The sequence below is a fragment of the Mycobacterium asiaticum genome, assembly GCF_001673315.1.
GTDB lineage: Bacteria > Actinomycetota > Actinomycetes > Mycobacteriales > Mycobacteriaceae > Mycobacterium > Mycobacterium asiaticum_B.
In genome coordinates this window covers 315,084-333,131 of sequence record NZ_LZLQ01000015.1, presented here as the reverse complement: position 1 = coordinate 333,131, position 18,048 = coordinate 315,084, and the positions used below count along the sequence as shown (strand labels likewise).

Genomic DNA, 18,048 nt, shown 5'->3' with positions numbered 1-18,048 from the left:
TGCGTTCCGGGGTATCAGGAACGTCGACGAATGCAACGAGAGGAACTCATGGCAGACACGCTGCACGAAGGACAGAAACTGGTACGCGGAGAATCGCTGGTCTCCAACAACGGCGCCTACACGCTCACCCTGCAAGACGACGGCAACCTGGTGCTCGCCTCCCGCGGCAAGCCACTGTGGTCCACGTCGACCAACGGTCAGGAAGTGGTCCGCGCCGAAGTGCAGCGCGACGGCAACTTCGTTGTCTACACGGCGGACAAGCCGATTTGGCACACCGACACCAAGGGCAAGAAGCAGGTAAGGCTCGTCTTGCAGGACGATCGCAATCTGGTGCTCTACGCAGCGGACGGGCCGGCCTGGTCGACCAAGACCGAGACCGACGCGCCGCCGCCACCCGAACCGGTCGCCGAGCCTGCCCCAAACAACCTGGACGACCTCGATGACAAGGGCATCTCTCAGGATGGGCCGGCGCCCGGTGACCAGGCGGTCGCCGAGCCGGTCGGAGAAGCAGCTCCGGAAACCCCGCCCGAACCCGCGCCCGAGCCCGCCGCGCGGACTTACACCGTCGAGTCCGGCGACACGTTGTGGGCGATCGCCGAGCGGTTCTACGGCGACGGCAGCAGATACCACGCGATCGCGGACGCGAGTGGGATTCCGAACCCCGACCTGATCTACCCGGGCCAGGTGCTCACCATCCCCTGATCGTCCTGCGGATTCGGGCCGATACACGGGCGCGGCGGGCGGTTCCTAGAATTGACCGGTGACCCCCAACCGCGAACCCGCCGACGACCAGTTGCCCAAGTCGTGGGATCCGGCCGCGATGGAGGACGCGATCTATCAGAAGTGGCTGGATGCCGGCTACTTCGCCGCGGACCCGCACAGCACCAAACCCGGATACTCGATCGTGCTGCCGCCGCCGAACGTCACCGGCAGCCTGCACATGGGCCATGCGCTCGAGCACACCATGATGGACGCGCTGACCAGGCGTAAGCGCATGCAGGGGTACGAAGTGCTCTGGCAACCCGGCATGGATCACGCCGGCATCGCCACCCAGAGCGTGGTGGAAAAGCAGCTGGCTGCCGACGGGAAGACCAAAGAAGACTTCGGGCGCGAACTGTTCGTCGAGAAGGTGTGGGACTGGAAGCGGGAGTCCGGCGGCGCGATCGGCGCTCAGATGCGCCGGCTCGGCGACGGCGTGGACTGGAGCCGGGACCGGTTCACCATGGACGAAGGATTGTCGCGGGCGGTGCGCACCATTTTCAAGCGGCTCTACGATGGCGGGCTGATCTACCAGGCCGAGCGGCTGGTCAACTGGTCACCGGTGCTGGAGACGGCTATCTCCGACCTGGAAGTCAACTATCAGGACGTCGAAGGTGAGCTGGTCTCGTTCCGCTACGGCTCGCTGGACGACTCGCAACCCCACATCGTCGTGGCCACCACCCGCGTCGAGACCATGCTCGGCGACACTGCCATCGCGGTCCATCCCGAGGACGACCGGTACCGCCACCTGGTGGGCACCACCCTGGCGCACCCGTTTGTGGAGCGGGAGATGGTTGTCGTCGCCGACGAGCACGTGGACCCTAAATTCGGCACCGGCGCAGTCAAAGTCACGCCGGCACACGACCCGAATGACTTCGAGATCGGGATGCGCCACCAGTTGCCGATGCCTTCGATCATGGACACCAAGGGCCGAATCGCCAACACCGGAACGCAATTCGACGGCATGGACCGCTTTGAGGCAAGGATAGCGGTGCGCGAGGCGCTGGCCGCGCAGGGCCGGGTCGTCGAGGAGAAGCGGCCCTACCTGCACAGCGTCGGGCACTCCGAGCGTAGCGGCGAACCGATCGAACCACGCTTGTCGTTGCAATGGTGGGTCCGGGTGGAATCGATGGCCAAAGCCGCCGGAGACGCGGTTCGCAACGGCGACACCGTGATTCACCCCGCCAGCCTGGAACCTCGGTGGTTCTCCTGGGTGGACGATATGCACGACTGGTGCATCTCGCGCCAGTTGTGGTGGGGTCACCGCATCCCGATCTGGTACGGACCCGACGGCGAAATGGTATGTGTCGGTCCCGACGACACGCCGCCGGAAGGGTGGGAGCAGGACCCGGATGTACTGGACACCTGGTTCTCCTCGGCGCTGTGGCCGTTCTCCACGCTCGGTTGGCCGGCCCAGACCACCGAGCTGGAGAAGTTCTATCCGACCAGTGTGCTGGTCACCGGATACGACATCCTGTTTTTCTGGGTGGCCCGGATGATGATGTTCGGGACCTTCGTCGGGGGCGACGAAGCCATCACGCTCGAGGGTCAACGGGGCCCACAGGTGCCGTTCACCGACGTCTTTCTGCACGGTCTCATCCGTGACGAATTCGGCCGCAAGATGAGCAAATCCAAGGGCAACGTGATCGATCCGCTGGACTGGATGGACAAGTTCGGCGCCGACGCATTGCGCTTCACCCTGGCCCGCGGCGCCAGCCCCGGTGGTGACCTCGCCATCGGCGAGGATGCCGTCCGGGCGTCCCGCAACTTCGGCACCAAGCTGTTCAACGCGACGCGCTACGCCCTGATGAACGGCGCGGCGCTCGCGCCGCTTCCCCCGCCTGACGAACTCACCGACGCGGACCGCTGGATCCTGGGCCGGCTGGAAGAGGTTCGCGCGGAAGTGGATTCGGCCTTCGACAGCTACGAGTTCGGCCGGGCCTGTGAAGCGCTCTACCACTTCGCCTGGGATGAGTTCTGCGACTGGTACCTCGAATTGGCCAAAACCCAACTAAGCCAAGGCAGCACCCACACCACGGCCGTGTTGGCCGCGGGTCTGGACACATTACTGCGGCTGCTGCATCCGGTCATTCCGTTCATCACCGAGGCGCTGTGGCAGGCTTTGACGCATCAGGAATCGTTGGTCATCGCCGAATGGCCGGATCCCTCCGGGTTTGCCCTTGATCCGGTTGCGGCTCAACGGATCACCGATATGCAGAAGTTGGTGACCGAGGTGCGGCGGTTCCGCAGCGATCAAGGCCTGGCTGATCGGCAGAAGGTGCCGGCCCGGTTGGTCGGGGTCGAGGAGTCCGATCTGGGTAACCAGGTACCCGCGGTGATGTCGCTGGCCTGGCTGACGATGCCGGACAACGATTTTCGCGCCTCGGCATCGCTCGAGGTGCGCCTGAGCGCGGCCACGGTAGTCGTCGAACTCGACACGTCGGGGACCATCGACGTGGCCGCCGAACGCCGCCGTCTGGAAAAGGACTTGGCCGCAGCGCAAAAGGAGTTGACGGCCACCGCGGCCAAACTGGGCAATGCGGACTTCCTGGCCAAGGCGCCGGAGGCCGTCGTCGGAAAGATTCGCGCGCGTCAGGAACTGGCGCAGGAAGAATCCGACCGGATCACAGCCAGGTTGGCTGCGCTGCAATGACTTCTGATACACCCGAATGGGATTCGGGCGCTTCGCTCGCGCCCACCCCGGACGAGATTGCGTCCCTGTTGCAGGTGGAGCATCTGCTGGATCAGCGCTGGCCCGAGACCCGCATCGAGCCCAGTCTGACCCGCATCAGCGCGCTGATGGACCTGCTCGGATCCCCGCAATTGAGTTATCCCTCGATCCACATCGCGGGCACCAACGGCAAGACGTCGGTGGCCCGCATGGTCGACGCGTTGATCACTGCCTTCCAGCAGCGCACCGGTCGCACCACCAGCCCGCACCTGCAGTCGGCGGTGGAACGCATTTCGATCGATGGCAAGGCAATCTCACCGGCTCGGTACGTGGAGACCTATCGGGAGATCGAACCGTACGTTCACCTGGTCGACCAGCAATCGCAGGCGGCCGGTGGTCCGGCGATGAGCAAGTTCGAGGTCCTGACCGCAATGGCGTTCGCGGCATTCGCGGACGCTCCGGTCGACGTCGCCGTGGTCGAAGTGGGTATGGGCGGCCGTTGGGACGCTACGAACGTGCTCAATGCGCCCGTAGCTGTGGTCACCCCGATCAGCGTCGACCACGTCGACTACCTCGGCGCCGACATCGCCGGCATCGCAGGGGAGAAAGCGGGCATCATCACCCGCGCCCCCGAGGGTGCGCCCGACACCGTCGCGATCATCGGACGACAGGTCCCTGCTGCAATGGAAGTGCTACTGGCCGAAACGGTCCGGGCCGACGCCGCCGTAGCCCGGGAGGATTCGGAGTTCGCCGTGGTGGGCCGGCAGGTCGCCATCGGGGGGCAGGTGCTCGAGTTACAGGGCCTGGGTGGGGTGTACTCCGACATCTACCTGCCGTTGCACGGGGAGCACCAGGCGCACAACGCGGTGGTGGCGTTGGCCGCAGTCGAAGCCTTTTTTGGTGCGGGTGCGCAACGCCAACTCGACGTAGACCTGGTCAGAGCCGGTTTTGCAGCTGTGATCAGCCCGGGCCGACTCGAGCGGATGCGCAATGGCCCCACGGTCTTCATCGATGCTGCGCACAATCCGGCCGGGGCCGCAGCCCTTGCGCAGACCCTGGCTGACGAGTTCGACTTCCGGACGCTGGTCGGGGTGATCAGCGTGCTTTCGGACAAGGACGTGGATGGCATTCTGGCCGCGCTGGAGCCGGTGTTCGATCACGTGGTCGTGACGCATAACGGGTCGCCTCGCGCGCTCGACGTCGAATCGCTGGCATTGGCGGCGCACCAGAAATTCGGACCGGATCGGGTGGTGACCGCCGAGAACATGCGCGATGCCATCGACGCCGCGACCGAGTTGGTGGACGCGGCGGGTATGGCAGACGGAGTCGACGGGACACTATCCGGCGCGGGGATCGTCATCACCGGATCGGTCGTCACCGCCGGTGTCGCCCGAAGCCTGTTCGGTCGTGATCCCGAATGACCGATCAGCCGCCGGCGGACCCGTGGAAGAGCTTCGCGGGGGTGATGGCCGGGACGCTCATCCTGGAGGCGATCACGGTGCTGCTGGCGATCCCGGTGGTGGGCGCCGTCGGGCGCGGATTGACCCCCGTGTCGTTAGGGTTCCTGATCGGGATGGCCGTGTTGTTGGTGGTGTTGGCCGGACTGCAGCGCAGACCGTGGGCGATCTGGGTGAATCTTGGTGTTCAGCTCGTTTTGGTCGGTGGTTACCTGGTGGACCCCGCGGTTGGATTTATCGGTGTGCTGTTCGCCGGCGTGTGGGCGCTCATCGTCTACCTGCGCGCCGAGGTGCGGCGTCGGCAGCAGCCGCCGTCATCCTGAGCCTGCGCGCAGCGCGTCGGCGCTGCGTTCACCGTGTCGGTACTGCGTTCAGCGTGTCGGCGCTGCGTTCACCGCGTCGGTACTGCGTTCACCGCGTCGACACTGCGTTCACCGTGTCGACCCTGCGCTCATGGTGTCGGCCCTGCGCTCACCGTGTCGACCCTGCGTTCATGGTGTCGACCCTGCGTTCACGGTGTCGACCCTGCGCTCAGCGTGTCGACCCTGCGTTCACCGTGTCGACCCTGCGCTCAGCGCGTCCGTACCGGCGTGTCCATGGCAGTGAGCGCAGGATGAATGCCCTCAGCCCAGGCTCGCGACGCCGACCCGGCTTGGGGATCGCTGCGCGGCCCTTTACTGTGTGCAGCGTGACTGAACGGACCCTCGTATTGATCAAGCCCGACGGCGTGCAACGTCAGTTGATTGGCGAGATACTCAGCCGCATCGAGCGCAAAGGCCTCACCATCGCGGCTCTGGAGCTGCGGACCGTCGACGACGACCTGGCCCGCAATCACTACGCCGAACACGACGGCAAGCCGTTCTTCGGGTCGTTGCTGGAGTTCATCACGTCCGGACCGGTGGTGGCGGCTGTGGTGTCGGGGACGCGCGCGATCTCTGCATTCCGCCAGCTCGCCGGCGGCACCGACCCGGTGGAGAAGGCCACCCCCGGCACGATCCGCGGGGATTTCGGCCTGGAAACGCAGTTCAACCTGGTCCACGGCTCGGATTCGCCCGAATCGGCGCAACGCGAAATCGAGCTCTGGTTTCCCGGCATTTAGGGACCTTCTTCGGGCTTCCTGAAAGCTCGCACCTCAGGGGTTCGTGAGCTTTTTGAGTGATGTGGGATACTGGCTGCGGGTGAATGTCGTCGAACCGGCGTCAGAGACCCGAATGAAGACTTTGACAAGCGCGACTACCGCCAGTCCGCGGTTCGGCGCAGCATGTTGAGCCGTCATTCAGCACGGCGCCGAGTGGGCTCACCGTGAGCCGCTCGGGGCGAGACCATTACAAGTCCGGGAGAACCACCCGGACTCATAGCGCAGCCCTCGCGTGGCCGCGTCGATAGGACGACGCGCCCGGGGGCTTGAGGAGAATACGTGGTAGACGGTGCCCCATCTTCCGACCCAGCAAACGAACCGGCACAGCGTGCGGACCTGCCCGAACGCTTGAGAGTCCATTCGCTCGCCCGAACGCTGGGGACCACCAGCAGGCGGGTGCTGGATGCGTTGGCTGCCCTTGACGGGCGGATCCGCAGCGCGCACTCGAGTGTCGATCACGTCGACGCGGTACGCGTGCGGGACCTGCTGGCCGCCCAGCCGGACGCTCCCACAGAATCGCCGGCACCCGAAGCGTCCGAGGAGGCCGCCGAACCGGAGTCGCGGCTGATGCTTGAGCCGGCCGCCGAGCGACCGCATTACATGCCGCTGTTCGTTGCGCCGCAGCCTGTGCGTGAGCCCGCTCAGGGTCGCGTCGACGACGACGACTCCGATGACTATTCCGATGACGTGGACGTCGCCGGGGCGGACGAATCCGACGATGAGCAGGACGACGATCAGGCGGACCGGCCGGCCAACAAGCGGCGTCGGCGGGGCCGACGCGGACGCGGGCGCGGGCGCGGTGAACAGAACGGTGCGGACGGTGAGGGCCCGAATGCCGGCACCGACACCGAAACGCGCGCCGGGGAGGACAGCGAGTCGGACGACAAGGACTCCGACGACGGCGACGACAGCGAGAACGGTGACGACGAGAACGACTCGACCGAAGGTGCCACCCGTCGGCGCCGGCGCCGCAGACGACGCAAGTCAGGCGCCGCAGACGACGGCGACGACGGTCCGGCACCCGACGACCCGCCGAACACAGTGGTGCACGAGCGCGCGCCGCGCACTGGCGGCAAGCAAGGTTCGGGCAATGGGTCCGACTCCGGTTCCGGGGAGATCAAGGGAATCGATGGCTCGACCCGACTGGAGGCCAAGCGCCAGCGCCGTCGGGACGGCCGCGACGCGGGACGACGCCGTCCGCCGGTCCTGACCGAAGCCGAATTCCTGGCTCGGCGGGAAGCAGTCGAGCGGGTGATGGTGGTGCGCGACCGTGTTCGCACCGAGCCACCGCATCCCGGCGCCCGCTACACCCAGATCGCGGTGCTCGAAGACGGCATCGTGGTGGAGCATTTTGTGACGTCCGCGGCTTCGGCTTCTTTGGTGGGCAACATCTACCTCGGCATCGTGCAGAACGTGCTGCCGTCGATGGAGGCGGCCTTCGTCGACATCGGCCGCGGTCGCAACGGCGTGCTCTACGCGGGCGAAGTCAATTGGGAGGCAGCCGGTCTGGGCGGGACAGACCGCAAGATCGAGCAGGCCCTCAAGCCCGGCGACTACATCGTGGTGCAGGTCAGCAAGGACCCGGTCGGACACAAGGGCGCACGGCTCACCACGCAGGTATCGCTGGCGGGACGCTATCTGGTCTATGTGCCCGGTGCGTCATCCACCGGCATCAGCCGCAAGCTCCCCGACACCGAACGGCAACGACTCAAGGAGATCCTGCGCGAGGTGGTGCCCGCCGACGCCGGCGTCATCATCCGCACCGCGTCGGAGGGGGTCAAAGAGGAAGACATCCGTGGCGACGTCACCCGATTGCAGGAACGTTGGAACCAGATCGACGCCAAGGCCGCCGAGACCAAGAAGAAGGCCGCCGGGGCGGCGGTAGCGCTCTACGAAGAGCCGGACGTCCTGGTCAAGGTCATCCGCGACCTGTTCAACGAGGACTTCTCCGGGCTGATCGTCTCCGGAGACGAGGCCTGGTCGACGATCAATGAATACGTGAGTTCCGTTGCGCCCGATCTCGTTTCGAAACTGACCAAGTACGAGGCCCCGGCCGGGCCGGAAGGCCAGTCCGGACCGGATGTTTTCGCGGTCCACCGCATCGACGAACAACTGGCCAAGGCTATGGACCGCAAGGTGTGGCTGCCGTCCGGCGGCACGCTGGTGATCGACCGGACCGAAGCAATGACGGTCGTCGACGTCAACACCGGCAAGTTCACCGGGTCCGGTGGCAACTTGGAACAGACGGTCACCAAGAACAACCTCGAGGCGGCCGAGGAGATCGTCCGCCAGTTACGGCTGCGCGATATCGGCGGCATCGTGGTCATCGACTTCATCGACATGGTGCTTGAGTCGAACCGTGACCTGGTGCTGCGCCGCCTGACCGAAGCGCTCGCCCGCGACCGCACCCGTCACCAGGTCTCCGAGGTCACTTCGCTGGGTCTGGTGCAGTTGACTCGCAAACGGCTGGGAACCGGACTGATCGAGGCGTTCTCGACGTCGTGTCCGCACTGCGCCGGTCGCGGCATCATGCTGCACGCCGACCCGGTGGACTCGGCACCCGCCGCCGGCCGCAAATCCGAGTCCGGTGGTGGACGGCGTAGCCGGCGGTCGAAGAAGGCCCGGACCGAGGACACCGGCGACAAGAGCGTGGTCGCGAAGGTCCCGTCGCACGCGCCGGGCGAGCACCCAATGTTCAAGGCGATGGCCGCGGGCGCATCCGCACGCGACGACGACGACACCGATGACACCGGTGACGAATCGTCCGCTGAGGTCGACGAGCAGACCACAAAGGCCGGCGCCGCCGCTTCGGATGACGCCGACCACACCAATACCGCCGAGAACGCCGAAGACTTCGAGGACACCGACGAGGACGAACTCGACGAGGACGAGGACGAGGACGACCTCGCCGATGACGACGATGACGACGCCGATGACGATGACGACGCCGATGACGATGATGACGAGGACGACGAGGACGATGACGACGACGAGGACGTCGACGAACTCGACGACGAAGACCTCATCGACGACAGCGACGACGACGACAGCGACGACGACGACAGCGACGACCACAGCGACGATGACGACGAGGATGACGATGAGGACTCGGAGGACTCGGAGGACGACGAGGACTCGGATGACGACACCGACGACAACGAGGACGCAGGCGTCGCCGAGGTATCGGCTCGGCCCCGCAGGCGGCGCGCGGCGGGCAGGCCAGCCGGTCCACCGATGCACGTCGATTGATTCACCTGGGGTGCAGCGCGGACACTAGCCGGTTTGACCCTGTAGCCGCTGGTCACGTACCCTTGGACAGTTGTCGTCAGGCCTCCGCTCGGCGGATGGATGTGTTCGACGACAGCGGGACTTGAAGGCTTGCCGAGGGCCCGCACCCCAGACCACCACGCGCACCGTCGCTGACACGCGCGCGACGCAGGTAGAAGACAGAAGAGGCAGGAGCACCGATGGCGACCTACGCAATCGTCAAGACCGGCGGCAAGCAGTACAAAGTCGCCGTGGGCGACGTCGTCAAGGTCGAGAAGCTCGAGTCCGAGCCCGGCGCGAGTGTGTCGCTGCCGGTCGCCCTGGTCGTCGACGGCGCCGACGTCACGACCGACGCCGACGCGCTGGCCAAGGTCGCGGTTACTGGTGAGGTGCTCGAGCACACCAAGGGCCCCAAGATCCGCATCCACAAGTTCAAGAACAAGACCGGCTACCACAAGCGGCAGGGACACCGTCAGCAGCTGACGGTCCTCAAGGTCACCGGGATCAAGTAGTAGAGGCGGCAGACATGGCACACAAAAAAGGCGCTTCCAGCTCACGCAACGGTCGTGACTCAGCCGCTCAGCGGCTAGGGGTCAAGCGATTCGGCGGCCAGGTCGTCAAGGCCGGGGAGATCCTGGTCCGTCAGCGCGGCACCAAGTTCCACCCAGGCGTCAATGTGGGCCGCGGTGGGGACGACACGTTGTTCGCCAAGGAGTCCGGCGCGGTCCAGTTCGGTGTGAAGCACGGCCGTAAGACCGTCAACATCGTCACAGCCGGGCAGAGCGCCGACTGAGCGCAGCGCGGGCGTGTGGCTGACCACGCGTCCGTTGGCTGATTGAGGGGAAGCCCGATGCCTCGATTCGTCGATCGGGTCGTAATCCACGCACGCGCCGGTTCCGGCGGGAACGGCTGCGCCTCCGTACACCGCGAGAAATTCAAGCCGTTGGGCGGACCCGACGGCGGGAACGGCGGGCGGGGCGGCAGCATCATCTTTGTCGTCGACCCGCAGGTGCACACCCTGCTCGACTTTCACTTCCGCCCCCATGTCACCGCGCCTTCGGGAAAACAGGGCATGGGCAACAACCGCGACGGTGCCGCCGGCGCGGACCTGGAAGTCAAGGTTCCGGACGGCACCGTCGTGCTCGACGAGAACGGCCGTCTGCTGGCCGACCTGGTCGGCGTCGGCACCCGCTTCGAGGCGGCCGCTGGCGGCCGTGGTGGTCTGGGCAACGCCGCGCTGGCCTCCCGCGCCCGCAAGGCCCCTGGCTTTGCCCTGCTCGGTGAGCCCGGCCAGGCCCGCGACCTGACCCTCGAACTCAAGACCGTCGCCGATGTGGGCCTGGTCGGGTTCCCCTCGGCGGGCAAGTCGTCGCTGGTCTCGGTCATCTCGGCGGCCAAACCCAAGATCGCCGACTACCCCTTCACCACACTGGTGCCGAATCTGGGCGTGGTGTCAGCGGGGGAGCATGCATTCACCGTCGCCGACGTGCCCGGGTTGATTCCGGGCGCATCCGAAGGCCGCGGGCTGGGACTGGACTTCTTGCGCCACATCGAGCGGTGTGCGGTGCTGGTCCACGTGGTCGACTGCGCCACCGCAGAACCAGGCCGAGACCCGATCTCCGACATCGACGCGCTGGAAGCCGAACTCGCGGCCTACACCCCTACCCTGCAGGGCGACGTGGCGCTCGAGGACCTCGCCGATCGGCCACGGGCGGTGGTACTCAACAAGATTGACGTGCCCGAAGCGCGTGAGCTGGCTGAGTTCGTCCGCGACGAGATCGCCGAGCGTGGTTGGCCGGTGTTCATGGTGTCTACCGCGACCCGAGAAGGTTTGCAGCCGTTGATCTTCGGGCTCTGGCAGATAATCTCGGAATACAATGCTGCCCGTCCGATCGTGGTGCCACGACGTCCGGTGATCCGTCCGGTGCCCGTCGACGACAGTGGCTTCACCGTGCAACCCGACGGTGACGGCGGGTTCGTGGTGAGCGGCGCGCGCCCCGAGCGCTGGATCGGCCAGACCGACTTCGACAACGACGAAGCAGTCGGCTATCTCGCCGATCGTCTGGCACGCCTGGGCGTGGAGGACGAACTGCTGCGGCTCGGTGCTCGCCCCGGCTGTGCGGTGACCATCGGCGAGATGACTTTCGACTGGGAGCCGCAAACGCCTGCGGGAGGGCAGGTTCCGCTGACCGGCCGGGGAACCGATGCGCGGCTGGAACGCAACGATCGGGTCGGCGCGGCAGAGCGGAAGGCCGCGCGACGGCAGCGTCGCGAACACGGTGACGGCTGATGGTCAGCCCGCACCGGGAGGCCATTCGGACCGCGCGCAGCGTCGTCGTCAAGGTCGGTACCACCGCCTTGACCACCGAGGCGGGCATGTTCGACGCCGGCCGACTGGCCGAACTCGCCGATGCCATCGAGACGCGCACGCAGGCGGGCTCCGACGTCGTCATCGTCTCCTCGGGTGCTATCGCGGCCGGCCTGGAGCCACTCGGATTGCCGCGCCGTCCAAAGGATTTGGCGACCAAGCAGGCCGCCGCCAGCGTGGGGCAGGTCGCGTTGGTCAACTCGTGGAGCGCCGCATTCGCCCGGTACGGCCGCACGGTGGGGCAGGTGCTGTTGACCGCACATGACATCTCGATGCGGGTGCAGCACAACAACGCCCAGCGGACCCTGGCCCGGTTGCGCGCGCTGCATGCGGTGGCGATAGTCAACGAGAACGACACGGTGGCCACCAACGAGATCCGGTTCGGTGACAACGATCGCCTGTCGGCGTTGGTGGCACACCTGGTTGGCGCGGACGCCCTGGTGCTGCTGTCCGACATCGACGGTCTCTACGACTCGGATCCACGAAAAAACCCAAGCGCTAGGTTCATTCCGGAAGTAACCGGCCCGGCCGATTTGGCCGGTGTGGTGGCCGGCCAGAGCAGTCATCTCGGAACCGGGGGCATGGCCTCGAAGATGTCGTCGGCTCTGCTGGCCGCCGACGCCGGGGTTCCCGTCTTGCTGGCGCCCGCGACCGTCGCCGCCGCTGCGCTGACCGACGCCTCGGTGGGCACGGTCTTCGCTCCCCGGGCCGAGCGCATGTCGGCGCGGCGGTTCTGGGTTCGCTACGCCGCCGAATCCACCGGTTCCCTCACCCTGGACGAGGGAGCGGTACGCGCGGTAATCGGGCAACGCCGCTCGCTGCTGCCCGCAGGCATCACCGCGGTGTCGGGCAGGTTCTTCGGCGGTGACGTCGTGGAAATCTGTGGGCCCGACGCAGCCGTGGTGGCCAGGGGGGTCGTCGCCTACGACGCGACCGAGCTGACGACGATGGTGGGTCGATCCACCTCGGATCTGCCGGGCGAGTTGCGCCGGCCGGCCGTGCACGCCGACGACTTGGTCGCGGTTACTGCGCCGGTTTGAGATATAGTGCGCCCCAGACAATTTCGGTCAGCGTAGTGGTCAGCAGGGCGTCGTACTCGGGGTCCGCCTCGGCCGGGTGGGTCGGAAGATTCTGTTGGCAGGCCCGCTCCACCATCCAGGTCAACGCGCTGGCGGTGATATCTGCGGGCAGCTCCCGCCGGATCAAGCCGTCGGCCTGGCCATCCACGATCACCCGGGTAAGCCGCCGGGAGATGGCGGTCAATATTTCGCGGTATGTCGCCGCCGTCGGCGCGTCATACGCCGCCACCTCGTTGAGTGCAACCAGTACGGGTTCGTGACGGCGGTAGCTCTTGACGATGCCGGCCATCGCCGCTTGTACGTCCGCGGGGTCGTGGCGCCCGGACACGCCCCACCAGCGCTCAGCGTCCTCGGCCAGGTCGGTGAATACCTGCACGGCGAGGCAGCGCAGCAGGTGGCCTTTGTCCTCGAAGTAGATGTAGAAACTGGCCCGCGAGATGCCCGCCGAGGTGGCCAGCCGATCCACGCTGAGTTCGGTGAAGCGGGCTCCGTCACGCATCAACCGTTCGGTGGCGTCGAGTAACCGTCGCTCCATCTCCTGGCGGCGCTGCTCCCGATTGGCTTGTGGGCTGCGGGTGACGGACGGCATAGGACCTCCTATTTGCTGCAGCATAACGGACCTATGGACGCCTTGACTAGACACACTGTCTAGACATATGGTCGGGACACGCGTGACCGGCGTCATAGTCGGTCCGAGGGAGGGATCGCGATATGACAGCGACGCTTGCCAATGCCAGGCGATATGACGCCGTCGATTTATCCTCGCGCGCGTTCTGGTCCACCACGGCAGCCGAGCGGGAGCGCTCCTTCGCCGTGCTGCGCGCCGAGCGCCCGGTGAGCTGGCAGCGGCCGGTCGAGGACGATCTGATGGAGGATCCCAACGACCCCGGTTATTGGGCGGTCACTCGGCGCGCCGACATCGTGGCTGTCAGTCGCAACAGCGAGGTCTTCCTGTCCGGAAAAGGGGTGATGTTCGCGACGATCCCCGAGGAACTGCTCGAAGCGTCCCAGTCCTTCCTGGCGATGGACCCGCCGCGGCACACCAAGCTGCGCAAACTCGCCCACGCCGCCTTCACCCCCCGGCAGGTTCGTCGCATCGAGGAATCGATCAATGCGAATGCCAGGGCCATTGTGGCGGAGTTGCGGGCCGCCGGTAGCGGCGCGGATTTCGTCGAACACTGCGCCAAGGAACTCCCGATCCGCACGCTCTCGGACATGATGGGAATACCCGAATCCAAGCGGCAGCGGGTCGCTCATGCCGCCGATGCATTGGTGTCGTGGGCCGACCCGGTCTTTCTCAACGGGCGTCACCGCTTGGAGGTGCTGTTCGAGAACCAGGTGTACCTGCACCAAGTGGCGGGTGAACTGGCCGCCGAGCGGCGCGAAAATCCCGGTGACGACCTGTTCAGCAGCCTGGTGACCGCCGAAGTCGATGGCGACCGGCTTACCGACGCCGAGGTGGCGGCCTTCTTCGTGCTGCTCGCCGTGGCCGGCAATGACACCACCCGACAGACCATCAGCCACGCACTGAAGGCGCTGACCGACTTTCCCGAGCAGCGCGCTTGGTTACTGGAGTCGTTCGATGACCGCATCGGCACCGCGGTCGAGGAGTTCATCAGGTGGGCCACCCCGGTGATGACGTTTCGCCGCACCGCCGCAACGGATTTCGAGCTCGGCGGACAGACCATCCGGGCGGGGGAGAAGGTCGTCATGTTCTACGCCGCGGGCAACTGGGACACCGAGGCCTTCGACCACCCGGAGCGTTTCGACCTGAGCCGCAGCCCCAACCCGCACGTCGGTTTCGGAGGTGGCGGACTGCACTTCTGTCTCGGCGCTCACGTGGCCCGTGCCCAGTTGCGGGCCATGTTCGGCGAGTTGCTTCGTCAGGTGCCGGGCATCCAGGCGGGCGAACCGGCATATCTGGCGGGCAATTTCGTGCACGCCATCCGGGCCATGCCCTGCACTATTTGATGAACCAGCGCCACGCGAGTACGGTCGCGCAGGTTCGTGGTGCTGTGCTTTGGCTCTGAGCGGTGACCGAATTGTGTCGTCACTGGTGTCGCTGTTGTGTTCCAAGAATTCTTAGAGTTTTTGTACAGCCGCCTCCGACATGCTTTTTCGCATCAAGAGACGGCCGCCATGCCGGTCGCAACGAAGCGAAACATGGGAGTCATCATGTGGGCATTGACAACATCGCACGGCCGTCGGGTCGACGGAATTTCCAGCGAGCAGGACGCGCGGCTCGCAGTACAACTGCTCGGTAGTTCCAGGGTCATCGGCCCGTACTCGTGGCAGGTGGTCGATAACCGAGGGCAACAGTTTGTCGCCGAGGTCAGAAAGACGCGCTGATCAATCCGGGGAGTTCATTGGCCAGCAAGGTCAGCAGCTCCGAACAGCCGCCGTCGACCTTGACCGCTGCGAGGTGGTCACCGCGGGTTGGGCCGCGGTTGAGAATCGCGACGGGAATGCCGGCCGCCGCGGCGTGCCGCACGAACCGGTAGCCGGAGAACACCGTGAGCGACGAGCCGGCCACCAGCAGCGCCTCGGCTTCATTCACCAGTGAATAGGCTTGCGCTACACGGTCTTTGGGGACACTCTCGCCGAAGTAGACGATATCGGGTTTGAGCATGCCGGCGCACCGCGGACAGTCGAGGTAGCGGAATGCGGCGGTGTCTGCGACGACGGCGTCCGCATCGGGCGCCACCGCCAGGCCGCCGACCGCTTCGGCCCGCTCGATGAATCCGGGATTGAGGGCCTCCAGTTGCTCGGCCAGCGCGGCCCGAGTCATGGTGTGGCCGCAGTTGAGACATGCGACCTGCGCATAGGTGCCGTGCAGATTGACGACGTTGCGGCTGCCAGCTTTGGTGTGCAGCAGATCGACGTTCTGTGTGATGACGCCGGTGACCACGCCAGCCCTCTCCAAGGTGGCCAGCGCCCGGTGCCCGGCGTTGGGCTGGGTGTCATCCATATGACGCCAGCCGACATGGTTGCGTGCCCAGTATCGTTGACGGAACGCGGGGTCAGCGGTGAACTGGCGAATGGTCATAGGATTGCTGGGCGGCGAGTCAGGTCCGCGGTAATCGGGTATGCCCGAATCCGTGGAAAGTCCTGCTCCGGTCAGCGCCGCGACCCGGCGCCCGGACAGCAGCGCGACGAGTTCGGGAGATTCCACTCAACCGAGCCTAAGCATTCATCGACACCCCGTCACCCGACGTCAATCCCGGAGATCTGACAGTAACGCGAGAATTGGAGGGCAATGAGCTTCTATTCGGCATACCAGCACGGGTTCGTGCGCGTCGCCGCGTGCACCCACCACACCTCGATCGCCGACCCCCCGGCCAACGCCGCGTCCGTTCTGGGGTTGGCGCGCGAGTGTCACGACGACGGCGTCGCGCTGGCGGTTTTTCCAGAACTGACGCTGTGTGGGTACTCGATCGAGGACATCCTGCTGCAGGATTCTCTTCTGGATTCGGTCGAAGAAGCGCTGAGCGAGATCGTCGCCGCGTCCGCCGACCTGCTGCCGGTACTCGTAGTGGGCGCTCCGCTGCGGCATATGCATCGCATCTACAACACCGCGGTGGTCATCCACCGTGGCCAGGTGCTGGGTGTCGTCCCGAAGTCGTATCCGCCGACCTACCGCGAGTTCTACGAGCAGCGCCAGATCGCACCCGGGAATGGCGAGCGCGGCTCGATTCGGATTGCTCGTCTCGACGTGGAAGCTCCGTTTGGCCCGGACCTGCTGTTCACCGCGTCCGACCTGCCGGACTTCGTGCTGCACGTCGAGATCTGTGAGGACATGTTCGTTCCGGTGCCGCCCAGCGCGGAGGCGGCCCTGGCGGGTGCGACCGTACTGGCCAACCTGTCGGGCAGCCCGATCACTATTGGTCGGGCCGAGGACCGCTGCCTGCTCGCCCGCTCGGCTTCGGCCCGCTGCCTGGCCGCGTACGTCTATGCGGCCGCGGGCCCGGGGGAGTCCACGACCGACCTGGCATGGGACGGCCAAACGATGATCTGGGAGAACGGCAACCAGTTAGCGTGCTCCGAACGCTTTCCGAAGGAAGAGCAGCGCTCGGTAGCCGACGTCGACACCGGGCTGCTGCGCTCTGAACGGTTACGGATGGGCACCTTCGACGACAACCGCCGCCACCATCGGGCGACCGCGGACTCGTTCCGGCGCATCGAGTTTCGCGTTGACCCGCCGGACGGTGACATCGGCCTGCTGCGCAACATCGAGCGGTTCCCGTTCGTCCCGGCGAATCAGGAACGGCTGGAACAGGATTGCTACGAGGCATACAACATCCAGGTGGCAGGGCTCGAGCAGCGGCTACGGGCGCTCGACTACCCGAAGGTGATCATCGGCGTCTCCGGCGGGCTGGATTCCACACACGCGTTGATTGTCGCGGCCAAGGCAATGGACCGGGAGGGACGCCCGCGGAGTGACATCCTGGGATTCACGCTGCCGGGCTTCGCTACCGGCGACCACACCAAGAACAACGCGGTCAACTTGGGTAAAGCGCTGGGCATCACCTTCGAGGAGATCGACATCCGAGAGACCGCCAAGCGGATGTTCGAAGAAATCGGGCATCCTTTCGCGCGCGGCGAAAAGGTCTACGACGTCACCTTCGAAAACGTGCAGGCAGGGTTGCGCACTGATTACCTGTTCCGGCTGGCTAACCAGCGCGGCGGCATCGTGCTTGGCACGGGGGACCTTTCGGAGCTTGCGTTGGGTTGGTCGACCTACGGGGTGGGTGACCAGATGTCGCATTACAACGTCAACGGTGGTGTGCCCAAAACCCTGATCCAGCACCTGATTCGCTGGGTCATCTCGTCGGACCAGTTCGAGAAAGAAGTAACCGACGTGCTGCAATCTGTGGTCGACACCGAGATCACCCCGGAACTGGTTCCCGCCGGGGAGGAAGAGGAACTGCAAAGTAGCGAAGCAAAGGTCGGGCCGTATGCGCTGCAGGACTTTTCGTTGTTCCAGGTGCTGCGCTTTGGCTTTCCGCCATCGAAGATCGCCTTCCTGGCCTGGCACGCGTGGAGCGATGCCGAGCGCGGCAGTTGGCCACCCGGCTTCCCGGAGGACAATCGGCCGACGTATTCGTTGAGCGATATTCGGCACTGGTTGCAGGTGTTCGTCCAGCGTTTCTATTCGTTCAGCCAGTTCAAGCGCTCCGCATTGCCTAACGGCCCCAAGGTGTCTCATGGCGGCTCGTTGTCGCCGCGCGGGGATTGGCGCGCGCCATCGGACATGTCCGCCAAGATCTGGCTCGACGAGATCGAACGCGAGATTCCCGAGGACTAACACC

14 protein-coding genes are annotated in these 18,048 nt (G+C 65.8%); 12 read left to right on the top strand and 2 right to left on the bottom strand.

Annotated features, from left to right (window positions below; genetic code table 11):
• The first annotated feature begins 48 nt into the window (after positions 1-48).
• The 10 genes from A5636_RS02760 (at position 49) to proB (ending at position 12,700) form a co-directional block, all read left to right on the top strand.
• The gene (locus A5636_RS02760) at positions 49-702 is read left to right on the top strand and encodes a LysM peptidoglycan-binding domain-containing protein (RefSeq protein ID WP_065157141.1); all 654 of its coding nucleotides are present in this window, start codon (positions 49-51) and stop codon (positions 700-702) included.
• 58 nt (positions 703-760) lie between these two features.
• Positions 761-3,412, top strand: a complete 2,652-nt coding sequence (locus A5636_RS02755; RefSeq protein ID WP_065157140.1) for a valine--tRNA ligase — start codon at positions 761-763, stop codon at positions 3,410-3,412.
• The gene (gene folC, locus A5636_RS02750; RefSeq protein ID WP_065157139.1) at positions 3,409-4,851 is read left to right on the top strand and encodes a bifunctional tetrahydrofolate synthase/dihydrofolate synthase; all 1,443 of its coding nucleotides are present in this window, start codon (positions 3,409-3,411) and stop codon (positions 4,849-4,851) included. Before A5636_RS02755 ends, folC begins: the two co-directional genes overlap by 4 nt.
• Positions 4,848-5,210 carry a DUF4233 domain-containing protein gene (locus A5636_RS02745; RefSeq protein WP_065157138.1) on the top strand — a complete coding sequence of 121 codons (363 nt, stop codon included), beginning with the start codon at positions 4,848-4,850 and terminating at the stop codon, positions 5,208-5,210. The genes folC and A5636_RS02745 overlap by 4 nt, the downstream gene beginning before the upstream one ends.
• A gap of 365 nt (positions 5,211-5,575) precedes the next feature.
• Positions 5,576-5,986: a nucleoside-diphosphate kinase gene (ndk, locus tag A5636_RS02740; RefSeq protein ID WP_065157137.1), complete on the top strand. Its 411-nt coding sequence runs from the start codon at positions 5,576-5,578 to the stop codon at positions 5,984-5,986.
• A gap of 318 nt (positions 5,987-6,304) precedes the next feature.
• Positions 6,305-9,274 carry an Rne/Rng family ribonuclease gene (locus A5636_RS02735; protein WP_081287550.1) on the top strand — a complete coding sequence of 990 codons (2,970 nt, stop codon included), beginning with the start codon at positions 6,305-6,307 and terminating at the stop codon, positions 9,272-9,274.
• 218 nt (positions 9,275-9,492) lie between these two features.
• Positions 9,493-9,804, top strand: coding sequence for a 50S ribosomal protein L21 (gene rplU, locus A5636_RS02730; protein WP_065157136.1), 312 nt, complete (start codon positions 9,493-9,495; stop codon positions 9,802-9,804).
• Positions 9,805-9,818: 14 nt separating this feature from the next.
• Positions 9,819-10,085, top strand: a complete 267-nt coding sequence (rpmA, locus tag A5636_RS02725) for a 50S ribosomal protein L27 (RefSeq protein ID WP_065157135.1) — start codon at positions 9,819-9,821, stop codon at positions 10,083-10,085.
• 57 nt (positions 10,086-10,142) lie between these two features.
• Positions 10,143-11,582 (top strand): GTPase ObgE, encoded by a 1,440-nt coding sequence (gene obgE / locus A5636_RS02720; RefSeq protein ID WP_065157134.1) that lies wholly within the window; start codon positions 10,143-10,145, stop codon positions 11,580-11,582.
• Positions 11,582-12,700 (top strand): glutamate 5-kinase, encoded by a 1,119-nt coding sequence (gene proB / locus A5636_RS02715; protein WP_065157133.1) that lies wholly within the window; start codon positions 11,582-11,584, stop codon positions 12,698-12,700. Before obgE ends, proB begins: the two co-directional genes overlap by 1 nt.
• Here proB and A5636_RS02710 read toward each other — a convergent pair.
• Entirely contained in the window at positions 12,684-13,328 is a 645-nt protein-coding gene (locus tag A5636_RS02710) for a TetR/AcrR family transcriptional regulator (protein ID WP_065157132.1), read from the bottom strand. The genes proB and A5636_RS02710 overlap by 17 nt on opposite strands.
• Before the next feature lie 122 nt (positions 13,329-13,450).
• On the opposite strand from A5636_RS02710, the gene A5636_RS02705 reads away from it, so the two are divergent.
• Positions 13,451-14,710, top strand: a complete 1,260-nt coding sequence (locus A5636_RS02705; RefSeq protein ID WP_065157131.1) for a cytochrome P450 — start codon at positions 13,451-13,453, stop codon at positions 14,708-14,710.
• 361 nt (positions 14,711-15,071) lie between these two features.
• Here the strand turns inward: A5636_RS02705 and A5636_RS02695 are convergent, their stop codons facing one another.
• Positions 15,072-15,911: an SIR2 family NAD-dependent protein deacylase gene (locus A5636_RS02695; RefSeq protein WP_065157129.1), complete on the bottom strand. Its 840-nt coding sequence runs from the start codon at positions 15,909-15,911 to the stop codon at positions 15,072-15,074.
• 84 nt (positions 15,912-15,995) lie between these two features.
• Between A5636_RS02695 and A5636_RS02690 the strand changes: the two genes are divergently transcribed.
• Positions 15,996-18,044, top strand: a complete 2,049-nt coding sequence (locus A5636_RS02690; RefSeq protein ID WP_065157128.1) for an NAD(+) synthase — start codon at positions 15,996-15,998, stop codon at positions 18,042-18,044.
• The last annotated feature ends 4 nt before the right edge of the window (positions 18,045-18,048 follow it).

Excerpts from the sequence above, each read along its gene's own strand:
- A5636_RS02760 (WP_065157141.1), top strand. The coding sequence starts at position 49 with ATGGCAGACACGCTGCACGAAGGACAGAAACTGGTACGCGGAGAATCG.
- folC (WP_065157139.1), top strand. The coding sequence starts at position 3,409 with ATGACTTCTGATACACCCGAATGGGATTCGGGCGCTTCGCTCGCGCCC.
- A5636_RS02745 (WP_065157138.1), top strand. The coding sequence starts at position 4,848 with ATGACCGATCAGCCGCCGGCGGACCCGTGGAAGAGCTTCGCGGGGGTG.
- rplU (WP_065157136.1), top strand. The coding sequence starts at position 9,493 with ATGGCGACCTACGCAATCGTCAAGACCGGCGGCAAGCAGTACAAAGTC.
- rpmA (WP_065157135.1), top strand. The coding sequence starts at position 9,819 with ATGGCACACAAAAAAGGCGCTTCCAGCTCACGCAACGGTCGTGACTCA.
- obgE (WP_065157134.1), top strand. The coding sequence starts at position 10,143 with ATGCCTCGATTCGTCGATCGGGTCGTAATCCACGCACGCGCCGGTTCC.
- proB (WP_065157133.1), top strand. The coding sequence starts at position 11,582 with ATGGTCAGCCCGCACCGGGAGGCCATTCGGACCGCGCGCAGCGTCGTC.
- A5636_RS02710 (WP_065157132.1), bottom strand. The coding sequence starts at position 13,328 with ATGCCGTCCGTCACCCGCAGCCCACAAGCCAATCGGGAGCAGCGCCGC.
- A5636_RS02705 (WP_065157131.1), top strand. The coding sequence starts at position 13,451 with ATGACAGCGACGCTTGCCAATGCCAGGCGATATGACGCCGTCGATTTA.
- A5636_RS02690 (WP_065157128.1), top strand. The coding sequence starts at position 15,996 with ATGAGCTTCTATTCGGCATACCAGCACGGGTTCGTGCGCGTCGCCGCG.